The organism is Streptococcus suis (genome assembly GCF_002960425.1).
In the GTDB taxonomy this organism is placed as follows: Bacteria; Bacillota; Bacilli; order Lactobacillales; family Streptococcaceae; genus Streptococcus; species Streptococcus suis_S.
In genome coordinates this window covers 23,230-39,855 of record NZ_POIZ01000028.1, presented here as the reverse complement: position 1 = coordinate 39,855, position 16,626 = coordinate 23,230, and the positions used below count along the sequence as shown (strand labels likewise).

General features: G+C 44.7%; 17 protein-coding genes. 14 read left to right on the top strand and 3 right to left on the bottom strand.

Annotated elements, in window-relative coordinates; translation table 11 throughout:
* The first annotated feature begins 40 nt into the window (after positions 1–40).
* The 5 genes from C1G57_RS02945 (at position 41) to C1G57_RS02920 (ending at position 6,359) form a co-directional block, all read left to right on the top strand.
* A complete protein-coding gene (locus C1G57_RS02945; RefSeq protein WP_105113668.1) occupies positions 41–949 on the top strand; it encodes a helix-turn-helix domain-containing protein in 909 nt (302 codons plus the stop codon).
* A gap of 234 nt (positions 950–1,183) precedes the next feature.
* Positions 1,184–2,404, top strand: coding sequence for a bifunctional folylpolyglutamate synthase/dihydrofolate synthase (locus tag C1G57_RS02940; RefSeq protein ID WP_105113667.1), 1,221 nt, complete (start codon positions 1,184–1,186; stop codon positions 2,402–2,404).
* Between the two features lie 190 nt (positions 2,405–2,594).
* The gene (locus tag C1G57_RS02930) at positions 2,595–4,109 is read left to right on the top strand and encodes a quinol oxidase (RefSeq protein ID WP_105113665.1); all 1,515 of its coding nucleotides are present in this window, start codon (positions 2,595–2,597) and stop codon (positions 4,107–4,109) included.
* Positions 4,110–4,216: 107 nt separating this feature from the next.
* Positions 4,217–6,154: a DNA mismatch repair endonuclease MutL gene (mutL, locus tag C1G57_RS02925; protein WP_105113664.1), complete on the top strand. Its 1,938-nt coding sequence runs from the start codon at positions 4,217–4,219 to the stop codon at positions 6,152–6,154.
* Positions 6,155–6,227: 73 nt separating this feature from the next.
* Complete coding sequence (locus C1G57_RS02920) at positions 6,228–6,359, top strand: helix-turn-helix transcriptional regulator (protein WP_105113663.1); 132 nt, start codon at positions 6,228–6,230, stop codon at positions 6,357–6,359.
* Positions 6,360–6,957: 598 nt separating this feature from the next.
* On the opposite strand, the gene C1G57_RS02905 is transcribed toward C1G57_RS02920, so the two are convergent.
* The 3 genes from C1G57_RS02905 to C1G57_RS02895 form a co-directional block, all read right to left on the bottom strand.
* A complete protein-coding gene (locus C1G57_RS02905; RefSeq protein WP_001255868.1) occupies positions 6,958–7,824 on the bottom strand; it encodes an aminoglycoside 6-adenylyltransferase AadE in 867 nt (288 codons plus the stop codon).
* 175 nt (positions 7,825–7,999) lie between these two features.
* Entirely contained in the window at positions 8,000–8,545 is a 546-nt protein-coding gene (locus C1G57_RS02900; RefSeq protein ID WP_001071501.1) for an AAA family ATPase, read from the bottom strand.
* Between the two features lie 28 nt (positions 8,546–8,573).
* Positions 8,574–9,377, bottom strand: a complete 804-nt coding sequence (locus C1G57_RS02895; protein ID WP_105113662.1) for a helix-turn-helix domain-containing protein — start codon at positions 9,375–9,377, stop codon at positions 8,574–8,576.
* A 338-nt stretch (positions 9,378–9,715) separates the two neighbouring features.
* On the opposite strand from C1G57_RS02895, the gene C1G57_RS02885 reads away from it, so the two are divergent.
* The 9 genes from C1G57_RS02885 (at position 9,716) to C1G57_RS02840 (ending at position 16,612) form a co-directional block, all read left to right on the top strand.
* Positions 9,716–10,129, top strand: coding sequence for a cysteine-rich VLP domain-containing protein (locus tag C1G57_RS02885; RefSeq protein WP_002588751.1), 414 nt, complete (start codon positions 9,716–9,718; stop codon positions 10,127–10,129).
* A 111-nt stretch (positions 10,130–10,240) separates the two neighbouring features.
* The gene (locus C1G57_RS02880) at positions 10,241–10,636 is read left to right on the top strand and encodes a replication initiator protein A (RefSeq protein ID WP_002588752.1); all 396 of its coding nucleotides are present in this window, start codon (positions 10,241–10,243) and stop codon (positions 10,634–10,636) included.
* Positions 10,637–10,819: 183 nt separating this feature from the next.
* Entirely contained in the window at positions 10,820–11,764 is a 945-nt protein-coding gene (gene mobV / locus C1G57_RS02870) for a MobV family relaxase (RefSeq protein ID WP_002334814.1), read from the top strand.
* Between the two features lie 72 nt (positions 11,765–11,836).
* Entirely contained in the window at positions 11,837–12,031 is a 195-nt protein-coding gene (locus C1G57_RS02865; RefSeq protein WP_002334813.1) for a hypothetical protein, read from the top strand.
* A gap of 144 nt (positions 12,032–12,175) precedes the next feature.
* Complete coding sequence (locus C1G57_RS02860; protein ID WP_154410947.1) at positions 12,176–13,753, top strand: recombinase family protein; 1,578 nt, start codon at positions 12,176–12,178, stop codon at positions 13,751–13,753.
* Positions 13,754–14,062: 309 nt separating this feature from the next.
* A complete protein-coding gene (locus tag C1G57_RS02855) occupies positions 14,063–14,710 on the top strand; it encodes a CPBP family intramembrane glutamic endopeptidase (RefSeq protein ID WP_105113661.1) in 648 nt (215 codons plus the stop codon).
* A 74-nt stretch (positions 14,711–14,784) separates the two neighbouring features.
* Positions 14,785–15,375 (top strand): Holliday junction branch migration protein RuvA, encoded by a 591-nt coding sequence (gene ruvA, locus C1G57_RS02850; RefSeq protein ID WP_105113660.1) that lies wholly within the window; start codon positions 14,785–14,787, stop codon positions 15,373–15,375.
* A gap of 8 nt (positions 15,376–15,383) precedes the next feature.
* Positions 15,384–16,025: a hypothetical protein gene (locus C1G57_RS02845; RefSeq protein ID WP_105117200.1), complete on the top strand. Its 642-nt coding sequence runs from the start codon at positions 15,384–15,386 to the stop codon at positions 16,023–16,025.
* A gap of 17 nt (positions 16,026–16,042) precedes the next feature.
* Positions 16,043–16,612: a DNA-3-methyladenine glycosylase I gene (locus C1G57_RS02840; RefSeq protein ID WP_105113658.1), complete on the top strand. Its 570-nt coding sequence runs from the start codon at positions 16,043–16,045 to the stop codon at positions 16,610–16,612.
* Positions 16,613–16,626 lie beyond the last annotated feature (14 nt).

Sequence of the window (16,626 nt, the reverse complement as noted above, 5' to 3'; positions counted from 1 at the left end):
TTTTTATAATATTTTAAAAAAGTATATTCGGAGGTATTTTATGAACGATAAGGAATTTGGACAACGTGTACGTCAACTGCGAGAAACTGCTAATCTGACACGTGAACAGTTTTGTGACGATGAACTGGAGCTCTCCGTCCGCCAATTAACCCGTATTGAAGCTGGTACCTCTAAGCCGACTTTTTCAAAAATCCAATATATCGCAACCCGCTTAGGCATGGGGCTCTACGAGCTTATGCCTGACTATGTATCCCTGCCAGAAAGATACTCCAAACTGAAGTTTGATGTACTTCGTACACCGACTTATGGCAATGAGGAACTAATTGAAAAACGCGATGCTATCATGACGGAAATTTATGATGATTATTATGATGACTTGCCTGAGGAGGAGAAAATCGTTGTAGATACCCTATGCTCTCTATTTGATGTATTGGATACAGATAGTCAGGAATACGGCAAAGAAATTCTTGATGATTATCTACATCAAAGTTACCACCGTGCCAAACTGTCTATAAATGATTTAATGATTTTGCGGTTATTTGTCGAACACTGTGAGTTAGAAACTTTAGCCTCTGGAACCGCAAATTATACACTATTTATAGATTTGGTAGAGAAATTACCTCAAGCGACTTACGATGTGCATTCGGAATCCTTATTTATTGTTAGGGATTTATTGCTAGCTATTGTTCGTATTTTGTTTTCGAAGGAGCTGTATGGGTATGTTCCAGTTTATATAGAAAAAATTGAGAATATTATGGAATTATCGCAAGATTTTCAGAAAAAACCAATTTTAAATCTGGTGAAATGGAAATATGAATTAAAGGAGAAACATGATCGCGAAAGTGCTGAGAGATACTATAATGAAGCGATTACGTTGGCTAGCTTGCTTAATCAAACGCACTTAAAAGAAAAGCTCCAAACGGAATGGGAAAAAGATACCCAGAGTTAAATGAGTGACATTTTTGTCCTGTTGAGAACTTATAGTTTATTTTATACTAGGTTCATAAAACAAAAGGAGATTATATTATGTTTAACTTTTTAAAATTTTTCGGTGGTTTTGGTCAATTTGGTGAAGATAATTGGTGGGTGAAGTAATAACGTTTATGTTCTTTCAAACAATATAGTAAAAAGCCAACATCTGTTAGGCTTTTTTGCTATACTAGATAATATATAGGAGGTGGCTATGTTAGAAAATTGGTTAAACACCAAACAAGGTCAGGTGTTTCATTACAAGATGGAAAAGATAGAGTATGCCCTGGAACTGCTGGGCAGTCCCCAGTTTGCTGTTCCGGTCATTCATGTGGCTGGAACCAATGGCAAGGGATCGACCATTGCCTTTCTGCGCCAGCTTTTTCAAGCTCACGGCTTGCGTGTCGGTAGTTTTGTGTCACCTCATATGGTGAGCGTGCACGACAGGATTTGTATTGACAGCCAGCCCATTTCAGACCACGATTTTCAGCACTATCTACAGAAAGTCTACGACTTGGAGCAGGAAGTCGCCACACGCTATGAGTCCTTCCGCTATTTTGAGGTCATGGTACTCATCATGTTCCTCTATTTCAAGGACCAACAGCCTGATTTGGCGCTAGTAGAGGTAGGTATCGGTGGACTTTTGGATACGACCAATGTCGTGGCACCGGCTCTCAGCGTCATCACCTCCATCGGCATGGACCATCAGGATTTACTAGGCTCGACTTTAAGGGAAATAGCAGAGCAGAAAGCAGGGATTATCAAGCAAAACGTGCCTGTCGTCCTTGGACCGCTTTCTCCAGAAACCACAGCCATCTGTCGCCAAATTGCCCTTGATAAACAAGCTCCCGTCTATCAATTTAGTCAGGAATTTACCTACAAAGCAGGACAGTTCAGCAATGCGGACATGGACCTATCAGAATTGGTTTTAGGTCTGGCAGGTCCTCACCAAGAAGAAAATGCGGCCGTAGCCTTGCAAACTTTTTTGCTTTATATGGCAAGTATTCAAAAAGCGACTTTACCTCCGTTAATTAAAACTGCTCTTGCCCAAACCAGCTGGCCTGGTCGTTTGGAATTGGTTGCTCAAGAGCCAAAAATCTATTTGGATGGAGCCCACAATGTCCCAGCTATCGAACGTTTGATTGAATTTATTCAGGTTCAAGAAGAGCCGGTCACCATTCTCTTTTCTGCTCTTCGACGCAAGGATTTTCAAGAAATGCTAGAATTATTGGAAGAAAAGTTACCACATACTCCTCTTGTTTTGACCAGCTTTGCTTATGACGGTGCCTTGTCCGAGGAAAACCGACAAGGACGAGATTATGTTGAAAACTATCCGCAGTTTATAGAAGACTGGCAATCTAGCAAGCAAGGGATTTTGATTGTCACAGGCTCCCTCTACTTTATCTCAGAGGTTCGTCAGCTATTTAAAAAATAAAGTAACTTTTGCGAATAAATAGGTATGACACATGCAGAAACAGTAGCTTTTTTAAAGGAATTTGAAAAAACCAAACGCCATACCTTTCGACAGTTGGAACTGTTTGCAAAAATTTCCAGAACTCCCGATAGGAAATGACATCGGGAGTGCTTTTTGATATAATAAAAAAAGTACATTCAAGGAGGAGAACATGACAGAATTAGATGCAGTTGCTCGTGAAGTATCTCATCAACCTCGGCGCCGTCGAAGAGCGAGGCGTTCGCAGGGTTATCAGCTGAGTGAAGATTTTAAGGCCAGGATGCCCAAAACAAAGATTTGGCCGGCTCTCGTTTGGAGTTTAGTACTGAGCCTAGTGAGTGTAGCCAATCCCTTTCTAACCTTTTTAGCGACGAATGAGCAGACCCAGCATTTATATGCCGGAATGGCTATGATGGCTGGTCAGAATCCCTACGGAGATTTCTTCGCAACAAACGGCGTTTTCTATTACTTACTAGCCTGGTTAGGTCATATTGATGGAGGATTTATTGTATTTGGTTTTCTTCAAATGATTGCGCTGTTTATCGCAGGAGTTTATTTCTATAAAATCATGGTCTATTTTAGTCAGTCGGAACGGTTGGCGACTAGTTCAAGTCATTGGTTTTATATTTTTATTGCTTCTTTAGGATTTGGTGGCTTATATGCAGAACTCTTTGCGCTTCCCTTTGTTTTGGCAGGTATTTGGTTCCTAGTCCGCTATTTTGCAAATGCTGTGGGCGATGAGGCCTTTATCCTGTATGGAATTGAGGCAGCCTTGGCCTTTCTGATTTATCCAAAGAGCCTCTTATTATGGTTACTAGCTGGTTTCATATTGTTTGTTTTTAACACGCAACAACGGCAAATGGCTCGAGGGTTCTATCAATTATTGGCAAGTATATTTGGTCTTCTATTGGTCTTGTATCTAGTTGGCTACTATGCCTTTGAAGCACAGATACTTGGTACAGCTATTCAGCAAACCTTTCTTTACAATTTAAATTTAGACTTCCAGTATGCAGGTTTGTATGTGACACTGGCAGTTGTAGCTGGGTTTTTGTTGCTATCTGGTTTTTTCAAAGGATTTATCCAGACCGTCTCTTCCTTCGGTCAAGGTCGGCATACTCATATCAAGGTTCTAATCCTACTCGTTTTTATAGCTCAGCTGGTGTTTATTATTGGAACTCCAAATGGTCATTATAGCCAACTGCTCATTCTATTGCCTTATGGTTTTGTACTGACTGTGCTTCATTTGGGAGCTGATTCAGCAGTTGAGGAACGAGGCTATCTCAGTCGTCACTTTTTCCTGCCTCTTGTCATGGCTTTTGGAATGGTCGCACAACCAGCCTATACTTATTTTGTAGAGGGGAATTTGGTCACGGATCGTGCAAGCATTGCTAGTTATGTTGGGCAAGAAACGACTAAGATGGATAAGATTTACGTTTGGGATAATAGCGCTAGTATCTATCTGGACAGCCAACGTTTGTCATCCGCAACGATTATTACAGCGGAGCCTTATCTGACTACGACTGATAATCAAAACAGTTTGCTATATGACCTCAATAAAAATGAGGCAAGTCTGGTGATTGTTAATAAGAACATCCCGCTCTTAGATGATGTAAAAGCAAATTTAGAGCAGCAGTATAAGTCTGTCAAAACTACCGACTACTTTACTGTCTATCAAAAGAATGAATGATTGCTTAGGCAGTCATTTTTTCATGGACTTAGAAACAAAGGGATGTGTGGTATAATGGAGGAATAAGTAAACGGGAAAAGAATGTCTAAAGGAATGTAGGGAATATCATGTCACAAATTATCGAATTACCAGAAATTTTAGCCAACCAGATTGCAGCAGGTGAGGTGATTGAGCGACCTGCCAGTGTAGTTAAGGAGTTGGTGGAGAACTCGATTGATGCAGGCGCCAGCCAGATAGAAATTCGTATCGAAGAAGCTGGGCTAAAAACTATTCAAATTACGGACAACGGCGAAGGTATTGCCCCTGACCAAGTAGCCTTGGCTTTGCGTCGTCATGCCACCAGTAAGATAAAAAATCAGGCAGACCTGTTCCGCATTCGGACCTTGGGTTTTCGTGGTGAAGCTCTACCGTCCATTGCCTCTGTCAGTCAAATGGTTATTGAAACGGCTACAGCCCACCATGCCCACGGCTTGCGTCTGGTTTCCAAGGGTGGTATCGTTGAGTTAGAGGAGCCAATCAGTCGCCCAGTCGGCACCCAGATAACCGTTTCGGATTTGTTTTACAATACCCCTGCCCGTCTTAAGTATGTTCGCAGTCAGCAGGCCGAGTTATCGCATATCGCTGATATTATCAACAGGCTGAGCCTGGCCCATCCTGAAATCGCCTTTACCTTGGTCAATGAAGGACGGGAATTGATGCGGACAGCTGGAACGGGTAAGCTCCGTCAAGCTATTTCGGGTATCTACGGTATTGCTTCTGCTAAAAAAATGGTGGAGATTGAGGCCGAGGACTTGGATTTTCAGGTTTCTGGCTATGTTTCCCTGCCAGAATTGACCCGTGCTAACCGAAATTACATTTCCATTTTCATCAATGGTCGTTATATCAAGAACTTCCTACTCAACCGTGCTATTTTAGAAGGTTACGGTAGTAAGCTCATGGTGGGTCGTTTTCCACTGGCTGTGATTTCCATTGAGATTGATCCTTATTTGGCTGATGTCAATGTCCATCCAACCAAGCAAGAGGTCCGTATTTCCAAGGAAAAGGAACTCATGACTCTGATTCGCGAGGCCATTATTAAGGCACTAAAGGAGCAGGATTTAATTCCTGACGCCCTCGAAAATCTGGCCCAGTCTAGTACGCGTACCAAGGTCAAAGCAGAGCAGGTCACCTTGCCACTCAAGGAAAGCAAGCTCTACTATGACACTGTCAAGCAGGACTTCTTCCTCAAACCAGAGGTGGTTTCAGAAGACATCAAGCCTTTGGAAGAAGACAAGAACCTGACAGAGATGACAAGTCAAGTTGACAAGTTTGTCACTATCAAATTTGCCCAACGGCAGACAGAAATTACTGATGACTTGGACCACCCCAACCTATCCACTAAGGAACTTGCTAAGGTGGCAGACAAGTTGGATCAGGAAGAAACCTCAACCTTCCCAGAATTGGAATATTTTGGTCAAATGCACGGCACCTATCTTTTTGCACAAGGAAAAACAGGCTTGTACATCATTGACCAACACGCCGCACAGGAGCGGGTCAAATACGAATACTACCGTGAGAAGATTGGTCAGGTAGATAACTCTGCCCAGCAGCTCTTGGTGCCTTATATCTTTGAATTCCCTCAAAATGATGCCCTCAATCTTGCGCATAAAATGGATGCCCTCCGTCAAGTTGGTGTCAACTTGGAAGAGTACGGTGTCAACCAATTCATCTTACGTGAGCACCCTATCTGGATGAAGGAAGAGGAGATTGAGGCTGGTATTTACGAGATGTGCGATATGCTACTTCTAACAGACCAGGTGTCCATCAAGCAGTATCGGGCAGAGTTGGCTATTATGATGTCCTGCAAGCGTTCGATTAAGGCCAATCATGCCTTGGATGATTATTCGGCGCGTGATTTATTGCGGCAATTATCCCATTGTCAAAATCCTTATAACTGCCCGCATGGACGACCAGTCTTGGTGCATTTTAGCAAGTCGGACATGGAAAAAATGTTTAGACGCATTCAGGAAAATCACACGAGTTTACGTGAGTTGGGGAAGTATTAAGGATTTTAACACCCCTGTAAAAGCATTTGGACTAGCTATTTTTACCGCCAGCTTGTAAAGTAAAGGAGGAAACATGACCAATCTTGGACAGCTCATTCACATGGAGCGAACAAAACGACAGGAATCGCAAGAAACCTTGGCAAAAGCAATCGGAGTGTCACGGCAAACAGTCTTAAACTGGGAAAAAGGAGTTTCCCAAAGTTAAAGATACCACATCAATCCCACGCGGACTTTTGCTCAACCGATACAGCCGGAGGGCTGGATAACAAGAAAAGGCGGTATGCGCCCCGTGGAGGGGTAGCGTACCGCCTTTTCTTGTGGGGGTTTCCAAAGGGGGCAACGCCCCCATTTGGCACACGACTTTGCGAAGCAAAGTGTAGTGTGTTATACGCTCTGCCGGCGTTGCCGTGAAAATGCCGTTGCCGCCGGGGAGGGCAAGGGCATTTGAAGCGGCAGGAAAACAGGGCTGTGCTTGCGTGGCGTGGAGTCGCAAGCGCAGGTCTGGACTCATCAGCAGACAGGGCGTATATGAAAGCCCCAGTTCCTCGTCCTACGCTCCAACTTGTGGACAAAGTGTCCCGAAGTTGTGGCCACACTCCCGGAAAAGTAGCAGGACAACGGGCAACCGTCAAGGCTGAAATGAACGGGTTTACACCCGGCCTTGACCTCCGCCCGCTGTCCCGCTGGATGGGTGGACAAGGCGGCCAATCCCTCAAAGTGCTTGGCCGCTCTCTTTCTGATTTTGAGGTATTCAGTTTTTCAAAATTGAATAATCAAAATAAATTTTTTCGATTGAAAAAATTTTATTTGTTATCATCTTCAATGCCATATTTTTTCTTTTGCCGAATCACATAATTACTGATTTTTTCATCATATAGTGGATACTGGTAATCCAACTGGCATGCCACTTCTGACGAAACCTCCCGGAACAATGCCATACATTGTTCAAAGGATTCCCACATATGGGGATAGGAATCCATATTATAAGTGGACATAAGTCGTTCCCACAATTCCTCTGGGACATATTGCTTCATAAATTTATAGTTTTTTCCCAAACTGAAATGAAATCCCTGTTTGATACCAATCAGCCAGGAAATCATGCGAAGCAATTCTTTTCGTACTATATCATTCATATGGTCAATAGCAAAAAGAATTTCTTTGCGGCATAAGCCCTTTACTACATATGTTGTAGTATTCCAAAATTCATTACAGCAATCGTCAAACATTCTTTGAGTAGGCTTCTGCAAGTGGTAGTCTATATCCGTTGGTATTGGCGGCTTTACGATACGGTTGTCTTTATCCAACAGTAACTTTACCAGTTTATCCCATGTAAAATACTCGTCTATCAGTTCCAGCGGCAGCAAAGTTAAATCTATCTTAACATCATCAGTAAACAGCATTAAATATGAAAATCCCTTTTCTACAGCTGGAAATAATTCCATATCTTCCGGCTTTTGCAGAATCAACCTTTCACCAAATATATCTAGCCATTTATCATCACTTGTGAAGCTGTCCATATCCGTAACAAAAAAAGTAATATCAAAATCCTGAAAATCATCAGGCGGAATATTTGTATTTGTTCTAGATCCTTCCAAAGTAACCATGCGAATGCGTTTGTCTGTTTTTGCAAAATTCAAAACAATATCATAAACTTCCTTTTCTGATCTCATTTTTATCTCCTCCAATTATTGAAATAGGTGTGAAGCCATTTTAGGGCTTTCCCGCCTTGATTACCCTTTAGCAAAGACGGGCGGGACTGTCAACGGCGGCGCATGAAATGCGCCGTTCATCTTGACCGTTGACTGGCTCGGCTGGCTTTGCTATCTTCCTGACAAATGGGAATGTCTAAGATAGTAAAGACGTCCCACATGCAACTCTTTCTTTTATTGCGGAAACCGTATCTTTAATTGTGAATGTAGTTGTGTCTATGACATTTGATTCATATACTCCCAAACCGGAAAATTGCTCCCACATTGTTTCCACTAATTCAATATTTGTTTTTCTATCTAATTTTGAGCGTTCCACAGCTCGCTTCATAGTTTCTTTTTTACTCGCTCTTAATACAATATAGTGTACCTCGTAATCTTCTTGGGCAAGAGCTTTCCATGGCTCCAAAAACCATGGCCCGACAATCCCATCTACAATTACATCATATCCGCCACGAGCATATCGCTTTGCAGCTTCTAAAAAGGCTTCAATGACAACCAGATTTTGCTCGTTGGATTCTGGCAAATGTGGTGGTATTGCGCCTTTGCTTAAGTAATGAAAAAAGTCATCGGTGTGCATATGCACTGATTTATCCATATCTGATTCCTTTGCGACAATTGACGCAGTTGTTGTTTTTCCTGTCCCCGGTGAGCCTGTAATCACAATAATTCTTCCTTGATTCATCTGTATTTTCCCTCACAATTCAAATTTATCACTTTGTTCCTGCCTGCTCAATCATCTTCTTCGCAAACTGCTGGAACATTTCAACAGTTTCTTTATCCATCGGTGTAAGCTGTCCGATCTGTCCAGCTATCATCGCCGTTACATCGTCAATGGAAAGTGGTTTTTGTTTCTGTTCCGCCAGTGCGTCCCGCATGGCTTGGAACATAGCGGCGGTCACAGCTTCTCCCGGCTGTTCCCCGTTGTCAATGTCTTTCTTAATGTCCCGCAGGATAGCCAGGAACACATTGTTGATTTTTTCAATCTCCGCTTCATGTTCCCCTATCTTTTGGGCGTTCAAAAGCTGTAAATCCTGCTTCGCTTCTGCCCGGTGTTCCGGGTGTTCTTTCATCAGGTCGGCCAGGGAAGCCGTTGCCATCTCGATAAGCTGGTTTCTTGCTGTTATGCCCTTTGCCGCCGTATCCTGAAAATAAATCCGTATCAAATCTATCAGCTTAGGAAAATTCCTGTGTTCCAACAGGCGGTTGAGGATTTGCACATCAACAGCACCCGTCACAAGCCCCCTCACGGCTCCCTCGGACAAGCCTAATTCAGAAATATCGTAGCTTTTACGAACGCTCACGGTAGACAAGCCCAGTATGTAGTCTGTCGATACCTTAAATTCCTTTGCCACACCTATGAGAATATCACTGCTGACCGTTCTTGTTTCGCCGCTGACAATGCGGCTCAACTGGGAAGCGGAAACGCCTATCTTCTCCGCAAGTTCCTTTTGTGTGATGTGGTTCCCGTTGCATAAATCGGAAATCCGCTGTCCGGGCGTTCCGGGTAAAGCCATAGATACGCACCTCCTCCGCATACTTCCATTATACAGAATGATTGCAAAAATGCAATTTCCAAAGTGTAAACTTCATCAAAATGCAATTCTCGCAATATTCCGGGAATTGCATTTTTTTCGTGTAGACTTAGGGTAGTTCATCGATGGACGGCACCTTGAAAACAGAATGACCGTCCGAAAAGGAATACCCCGGCTGGGGAAGCACCGCAAGGAGTCGGACTTCGGGACAAAATGTCCCGAAGTTGCGAGGAGCGTGCCAACGCCGGAACACGCCGCAGGAATGGGGCAGGAAACCTTTTCGGGGAGAACGGCAACGGAAAGCAAAATGGAGGGAACGCATGAGAGATAACCCCTATAAAGACTTGCCGCCGCTGGAACGCAGGCCGGACGGTTCCCTTTACCGCATGACCCCGGCGCAGAGAAAACAGGCGGCCAGCCTGATACGCCGGGAGTGCTGTTGCTGTGAGGACGGCAACTGCATTGTCCTTGACGATGGGGACACCTGCACCTGTCCGCAGACGATTTCTTTCTCGGTCTGCTGTAAGTGGTTCCGCTGGGCGGTCTTGCCGCTGGACGGGACGCTGGAAGCGGAGATTTTCCGGGATAAGGACTTGAAACGCTGTGAGGTCTGCGGCGGTGTGTTCGTCCCCAAATCCAACCGGGCAAAATACTGCCCCGGCTGTGCCGCCAGAGTTCACAGGCGGCAGAAAACAGAAAGTGAACGGAAAAGGAGGTCTGCTGTGGACAGTTAGGAGCGAAAAAAGCCTTGATTTATCAGGCTTCGCAAGCCCCAAACCGGGGCTGGTGGTATAAAGTATCGCCCGCCCCGGAAAACGGGCTTCTAACCGTCCACAAAACGCACTATGACAAATACCATCTATATCCATCAGCCGGAAAAGGCGTTCAGCTTCACCCGGCTCCCGAATTTCCTCTTTGAAGCCCCCACATTCAAGCCCTTGTCCAACGAGGCAAAGGTTCTGTACGCCTTTATCCTGCGCCGGACAGAGTTATCCCGCAAGAATGGGTGGGCGGATGATTGCGGACGGATTTATCTGTACTATCCCATCTGCGAGGTGGTTGACCTGCTCCACTGTGGGCGGCAGAAAGCGGTAAACACCCTGCGGGAACTGCAATACGCCGGGCTGGTGGAGATCCAGAAGCAGGGCTGTGGAAAACCCAACCGCATTTTCCCAAAATCCTATGAAGCGGTTCCAAACACCGACTTCAAGAAATCCGGTTCTGGTACGCCGGAGGGCTGAAAACCGTACTTATGAAGTGAGGAAATCACTCCCCGGAAGTACGAAAACCGGACGGTATATAGAAATACAAAGATTAAAAAGATTTATTTATATTCTATCCATTCCAATCCTATCCGAGCTAATTTCTGCGGGATTTTCCCTGTGGAAAACCCCGGATAGGAAAGGAATGGGGAAAGGAGCAGAATGGCACAACACGCAATTTTGCGGTTTGAGAAGCACAAGGGCAACCCGGCAAGGCCGCTGGAAGCCCATCACGAAAGACAGAAAGAACAATACGCCAGCAACCCCGACATTGACACAAGCCGGAGCAAGTACAACTTTCATATCGTCAAGCCAGAGGGCAGGTACTATCATTTCATTCAAAACCGCATTGAACAGGCCGGGTGCCGAACCCGCAAGGACAGCACACGGTTTGTCGATACGCTGGTAACTGCCAGCCCGGAGTTTTTCAAGGGGAAATCCCCAAAGGAGATACAGGCGTTTTTCCAGAGGGCGGCGGACTTCCTCATTGGCCGGGTAGGACGGGAAAATATCGTGTCGGCGGTGGTACACATGGACGAGAAAACGCCCCACCTGCATTTGACCTTTGTTCCGCTGACAAAGGACAACCGCCTGTGTGCAAAGGAGATTATCGGCAACCGGGCAAACCTGACGAAGTGGCAGGACGATTTTCACGCCTATATGGTGGAGAAATATCCTGACTTGGAGCGTGGGGAGAGCGCCAGCAGGACAGGCCGGAAGCATATCCCCACCCGGCTTTTCAAACAGGCGGTTTCCCTCTCCCGGCAGGCAAGAGCCATTGAAGCCACACTGGACGGCATTAACCCGCTGAACGCCGGAAAGAAAAAAGAGGAAGCCCTCTCCATGCTGAAAAAGTGGTTCCCGCAGATGGAGAATTTCTCCGGGCAGTTGAAAAAGTACAAGGTCACAATCAATGACCTGCTGGCGGAGAATGAGAAGTTGGAAGCAAGGGCAAAGGCCAGCGAAAAAGGAAAGATGAAAGATACGATGGAACGGGCAAAGCTGAAAAGCGAACTGGACAATTTACAGCGGCTGGTTGACCGTATCCCGCCGGATATACTGGCGGAACTGAAACGTCAGCAGCGGCACACGGTAAAGGAAAGGTGATAGATATAAGCAGAAATTTTCGCCGCCTCTGTGCGGCATTGTACCTTGAAAACTGAATATGGAGGACACTGGATGGCAAAAAGTGAAAGCGATATTTTTACACCCCGAACAGGGCAGGTTATACAAGCAGAGAACGGCACGCAGTATTTTGTATGTGGGAACAACCGTATAAAAATCTCCGAACACTTCGCCGCAGGCGGGAAGCCCCTCGGTGATCTGATTGTAGATGTGGTGCGGCATACCGCAGAAAAAGCCGCTTCAACCTGATAGCCCATCATTGATAACACGCCCACGCTTATGATATAATTGCCATAGAGCAAAAGTATTGTAAGCGTGGGTTGTTTCTTTAGAAGGAGGATTTTTACGGTGAAACAACCTTACAATACTACGATTTACAACACGGCGCTTTATATGAGATTGAGCCGGGACGATGAACTGCAAGGAGAAAGCGGGAGTATTCAGACACAACGCATGATGCTCCGGCAATATGCCGCCGAGCATGGCCTGAATGTCATAGATGAATATATCGACGATGGATGGTCTGGAACGAACTTTGACAGGCCGGATTTTCAGAGAATGATTGATGACATTGAGGACGGGAAAATCAACTGCGTTGTTACGAAGGATTTATCCCGCTTAGGCAGAAACTACATTCTGACCGGCCAGTACACGGAAATCTACTTTCCCAGCAAAGGCGTCCGCTATATCGCTGTCAATGACAATGTGGACACCATCAACGGAGAGAATGAGCTTGCCCCATTCCTCAACATTCTGAATGAAATGCACGCCCGCCAGACCAGCAAAAAGGTAAAGGCGGCCATGCGGACACGGTTCGCAAATGGCGCACACTATGGAGCCTATGCTCCGCTTGGCTATGTCAAAGACCCAGATAAGAAAGGCCATCTTCTGATTGACCCGGAAACAAGGTGGATTATCGAAAAGATTTTTGACCTTGCCGTTCATGGCCGGGGAGCCGCCAGCATTACACGGATTTTGGTCGAAGAAAAAGTACCTACTCCCGGCTGGCTGAATTTCCAGAGATACGGCACTTTCGCAAATATCTATGCCGGAGCGCCGGAGGAAAAAGCCTATGCGTGGACGATAGCGCAGGTGAAAAGTATTCTGAAAGAGGAAACCTATATCGGACACAGCGTCCACAATAAGCAGACCAACATTTCATTCAAAAACAAGAAGAAAGTACGCAAGCCAAAAGAGGAATGGTATCGTGTGGAGAACACCCACGAAGCGATTATTTCCGAAGATGTGTTCCGTCAAGTACAGGAGCAGATTTGCAACAGGCGCAGACGGCAGAAGAACGGCACAACACAGATATTTTCCGGGCTGGTAAAATGTGCGGACTGCGGCTGGTCGCTGGCCTATGGTATGAACAGCCAGAACAAAAATCCCTATGCCCACTACCATTGTAGCAAGTACGGGCAAGGATTGCACCAGTGTTCCATGCACTATATCCGCTATGATGTGCTTTACGCCTATGTCCTTTCCCGTCTGCAATACTGGTCTGTGCTGGCACAGCAGGATGGGGACAAACTTCTGAAACGGCTACTTAACGCCAGCGACAAGGAACGCAATACTGCAAGGAAGCGGCAGACAGCCGAACTGAAAAAGGCGGAAAAGCGCAAAGCAGAAGTAGACACCCTGTTTGCAAAAATGTATGAGGACTGGTCTGCCGGACGCATTACAGAATACAATTTCAATATGCTGTCCGAAAAGTATCAGGGCGAACAGCGAGAATTGGACGTAAAAATTGAACGGCTTCACGAAGCGATGGAGACCGCCGCCCAGACAGCGGTTGACGCTGAAAAGTGGATAGGTCTGATGAAACAGTATGTCAATCCCACAGAATTGACGGCTGAACTTCTGAATACGCTGATTGAAAAAATCCTTGTCCATGAAGCGGTCAAAAGTGAGGACGGAAGCCGGGAACAGGAAGTGGAAATCTTCTACCGCTTTATCGGCAAAATCGAATGACACATCTTGAGATACCCAACAATATCTTTAACTAAGGGAAACGGGTCGCACCTTACCTGATAGTGCCAGTCTAGTCAGCATTGCCCAACGTTATCACCTATCTTTTGACCAACTGATTGGCTTACAAGTCAAGGCTAAGAAAAGGCGGGTCTGGATAAATTACTTGATTCTCCTAATCCTATTCAGTCTTGGTATATTTGTTGGTGGTAATGCCACGCTCTTGCTCCCCTTCCTCATCGTTTTTCTCCTCATCGGTTTCCTTATCCAAGAATTCATGTTGACCAAATCTTTATAAAGCGAGGTCATCGTATGGTCCGAAAAGATCGGCTATTTATTGCATTTATTGTTCTTGGCGTACTCCATCTACTAGTCAAGTTTCACCGTTATTTAGGGCTTAGTCCGACTTATAGTCTTTACTACCAGCTTGCTAGTTATGTCTTGCTATTTGCACTTGGCATATACTACTATAAGGAGCTTCTTTGGACTGATTTTGGAAAAATGCGGAGCTGGAAACTGCTTTATCAATTCCCCTTGTTTTATCTCGCAGACTTTTTGGTCATGTATGGCGGAAGCTTTTTCCAATACATGCTAATGAAATCACTTCATATCTCAGAAGGTATAGGTAACGTTACAGCAGTTGACAAGATCAACCAAATCTTCCCACTTCCAATCTTTTTGCTAATAGTGGGCATCATTGGTCCGATTGTTGAAGAACTTTTTTATCGGAAATTTTTACAGGATAGTCTGAAAAATATTTTGAATCCATGGTTGGCTATTGTCTTGCAAGGTCTCATTTTTGGATTAGGACATGCTAGATCTCTGGACAGTTCAGAAATTATCAGTACAATTCCTCAGATTTGTTCAGGTATTTACTTGGGCTATCTCTATCAGAGAACAGATAATCTTTTCTACCCAATGTTCGTTCATTGCTTAGGTAACCTATCCATCGGATATTGAAACCCAGCTTCGCTATCAATAGCGAGGCTTTTTATGGTACAATAAAGGGAATTAATGGATAGATAGAGGAAAATATGTACGACTATATCAAAGGAATGTTAACTAAAATCACTGCAAAGTATATTGTAGTAGAAACGCACGGAGTTGGTTATCTTTTACAGGTAGCCAATCCCTACGCTTATTCTGGGCAGGTCCAACAAGAAGTGACTGTCTATACCCATCAGGTGATCCGAGAAGATGCTCACTTGCTCTACGGATTTATGACAGAAGCTGAAAAATCTGTTTTTCTCAGCCTGATTTCAGTATCGGGTATTGGTCCGACAACGGCTCTAGCAATTATCGCTGTTGATGACAATGACGGTTTGGTTCGTGCTATTGAGCAGAAGAACATTACCTACCTGACCAAGTTTCCAAAGATTGGTAAGAAAACAGCCCAGCAGATGATTTTAGACTTGGAAGGCAAGTTTGTCATGAGTGAGGAAACAGGACCTGTTCAACCAGTAGCTCCTGCCAGTGAAAATGTTGCCCTCGATGAAGCTATGGAAGCCATGGAGGCGCTTGGTTACCGACCAGCCGAACTCAAGAAAATCAAGAAATTCTTCGAAGGTACCAACGACACCGCAGAAAACTACATCAAGTCAGCCCTCAAGATGTTGATGAAGTGAGGATAGTGATGAGATTAAATTTGATACATGCTGGGACTAGCCATAGACCAAATTATCCTTTGTCAGGGAAAGAATTTTCTATTGATTATCACTATATGCCTCATGAAGAGGTTGTCGTCATAGGACGTATAGACCCCAATTACCACTTTTTTGAAGCTCGAGCATCTTTGAAAGACACGGAAAAAATATCGTCCATCTATAAGGCCTTGATGGCGGATCAACAGGACTATGTTCGCCTTGGGACACTCCATCATCTCGGCTATACCTATTCTGGTCGTCTGACTGCTTCTCTAATACCGAATTATGTCGGTTATTGGGATACATACACGGGTCTGCAAATTAAACAGAAAGATGAACATTCTGGCGGACATTTTGCTTATTTTTTACAAAGACACTATCGTGAACAAGTGAGAAAGGCGGAGCTACGCGATAGGAGTGGTTCATATGTATCAATCCTGGAAAATTATCAAGCCTATCTAAAAACAGTTGATTATATGGCCTATGAGGGTAAGGTAGAACCTCTGAGGCAGATATTGGAGCAAGAGGCTTATGTACTTCTGTCTCAAAATGAAGAGCTCGTTCAAGCTTATAAAGCTTGTCTAGATTTGATAGGATTGCTCTATAATGCTTATCAGACTGCCATTCGTTAATGCTAGAAAGGGAAAATATGTCCCGTTGTGCGTGGGTCAATCCCAACAATCCACTCTATATTGCCTACCATGATGAAGAATGGGGCAAGCCGCTACATGATGAGCAGGCTCTGTTTGAGTTGCTTTGCTTGGAATCCTACCAAGCTGGACTCTCCTGGGAAATTGTTCTCAACAAACGCCAGGCTTTTCGCTCTGCTTTTTTCGATTACGACATTAAAAAGGTTGCGGCCATGACCGATAGCGAGTTAGACGGTCTTCTTGCCAATCCCGACATCATTCGCCACAAGGCAAAGCTGTACGCTACCCGTGCCAATGCCCAGGCCTTTCTTCGAGTACAAGAGGAATTCGGAACTTTTGATCACTATCTCTGGTCTTGGGTTAACTTTACATCGCTTGCTAACCCTGTCAAGTCCTTTCGAGACTTGCCGACCAAGAATGACCTATCCGAACGCTTGTCCAAAGATTTGAAAAAGCGAGGCTTTAAATTCGTCGGTCCTGTCTGTGTTTATTCTTATTTACAGGCAGCAGGTCTGTTGAATGAACATGAAGAAACTTGTGATTTTCGAAATCCATTACGAACTAATTAGATGAGCGAGCAATC

Coding starts and splice junctions, on each gene's coding strand:
- C1G57_RS02865 (WP_002334813.1), top strand. CDS start 11,837: ATGGCAAAAAGTGAAAGCGATATTTTTACACCCCGAACAGGGCAGGTT.
- C1G57_RS02840 (WP_105113658.1), top strand. CDS start 16,043: ATGTCCCGTTGTGCGTGGGTCAATCCCAACAATCCACTCTATATTGCC.
- C1G57_RS02845 (WP_105117200.1), top strand. CDS start 15,384: ATGAGATTAAATTTGATACATGCTGGGACTAGCCATAGACCAAATTAT.
- mobV (WP_002334814.1), top strand. CDS start 10,820: ATGGCACAACACGCAATTTTGCGGTTTGAGAAGCACAAGGGCAACCCG.
- C1G57_RS02940 (WP_105113667.1), top strand. CDS start 1,184: ATGTTAGAAAATTGGTTAAACACCAAACAAGGTCAGGTGTTTCATTAC.
- C1G57_RS02900 (WP_001071501.1), bottom strand. CDS start 8,545: ATGAATCAAGGAAGAATTATTGTGATTACAGGCTCACCGGGGACAGGA.
- C1G57_RS02920 (WP_105113663.1), top strand. CDS start 6,228: ATGACCAATCTTGGACAGCTCATTCACATGGAGCGAACAAAACGACAG.
- ruvA (WP_105113660.1), top strand. CDS start 14,785: ATGTACGACTATATCAAAGGAATGTTAACTAAAATCACTGCAAAGTAT.
- C1G57_RS02905 (WP_001255868.1), bottom strand. CDS start 7,824: ATGAGATCAGAAAAGGAAGTTTATGATATTGTTTTGAATTTTGCAAAA.
- C1G57_RS02880 (WP_002588752.1), top strand. CDS start 10,241: ATGACAAATACCATCTATATCCATCAGCCGGAAAAGGCGTTCAGCTTC.
- C1G57_RS02895 (WP_105113662.1), bottom strand. CDS start 9,377: ATGGCTTTACCCGGAACGCCCGGACAGCGGATTTCCGATTTATGCAAC.
- C1G57_RS02860 (WP_154410947.1), top strand. CDS start 12,176: ATGAGATTGAGCCGGGACGATGAACTGCAAGGAGAAAGCGGGAGTATT.
- C1G57_RS02945 (WP_105113668.1), top strand. CDS start 41: ATGAACGATAAGGAATTTGGACAACGTGTACGTCAACTGCGAGAAACT.
- C1G57_RS02855 (WP_105113661.1), top strand. CDS start 14,063: ATGGTCCGAAAAGATCGGCTATTTATTGCATTTATTGTTCTTGGCGTA.
- mutL (WP_105113664.1), top strand. CDS start 4,217: ATGTCACAAATTATCGAATTACCAGAAATTTTAGCCAACCAGATTGCA.
- C1G57_RS02885 (WP_002588751.1), top strand. CDS start 9,716: ATGAGAGATAACCCCTATAAAGACTTGCCGCCGCTGGAACGCAGGCCG.
- C1G57_RS02930 (WP_105113665.1), top strand. CDS start 2,595: ATGACAGAATTAGATGCAGTTGCTCGTGAAGTATCTCATCAACCTCGG.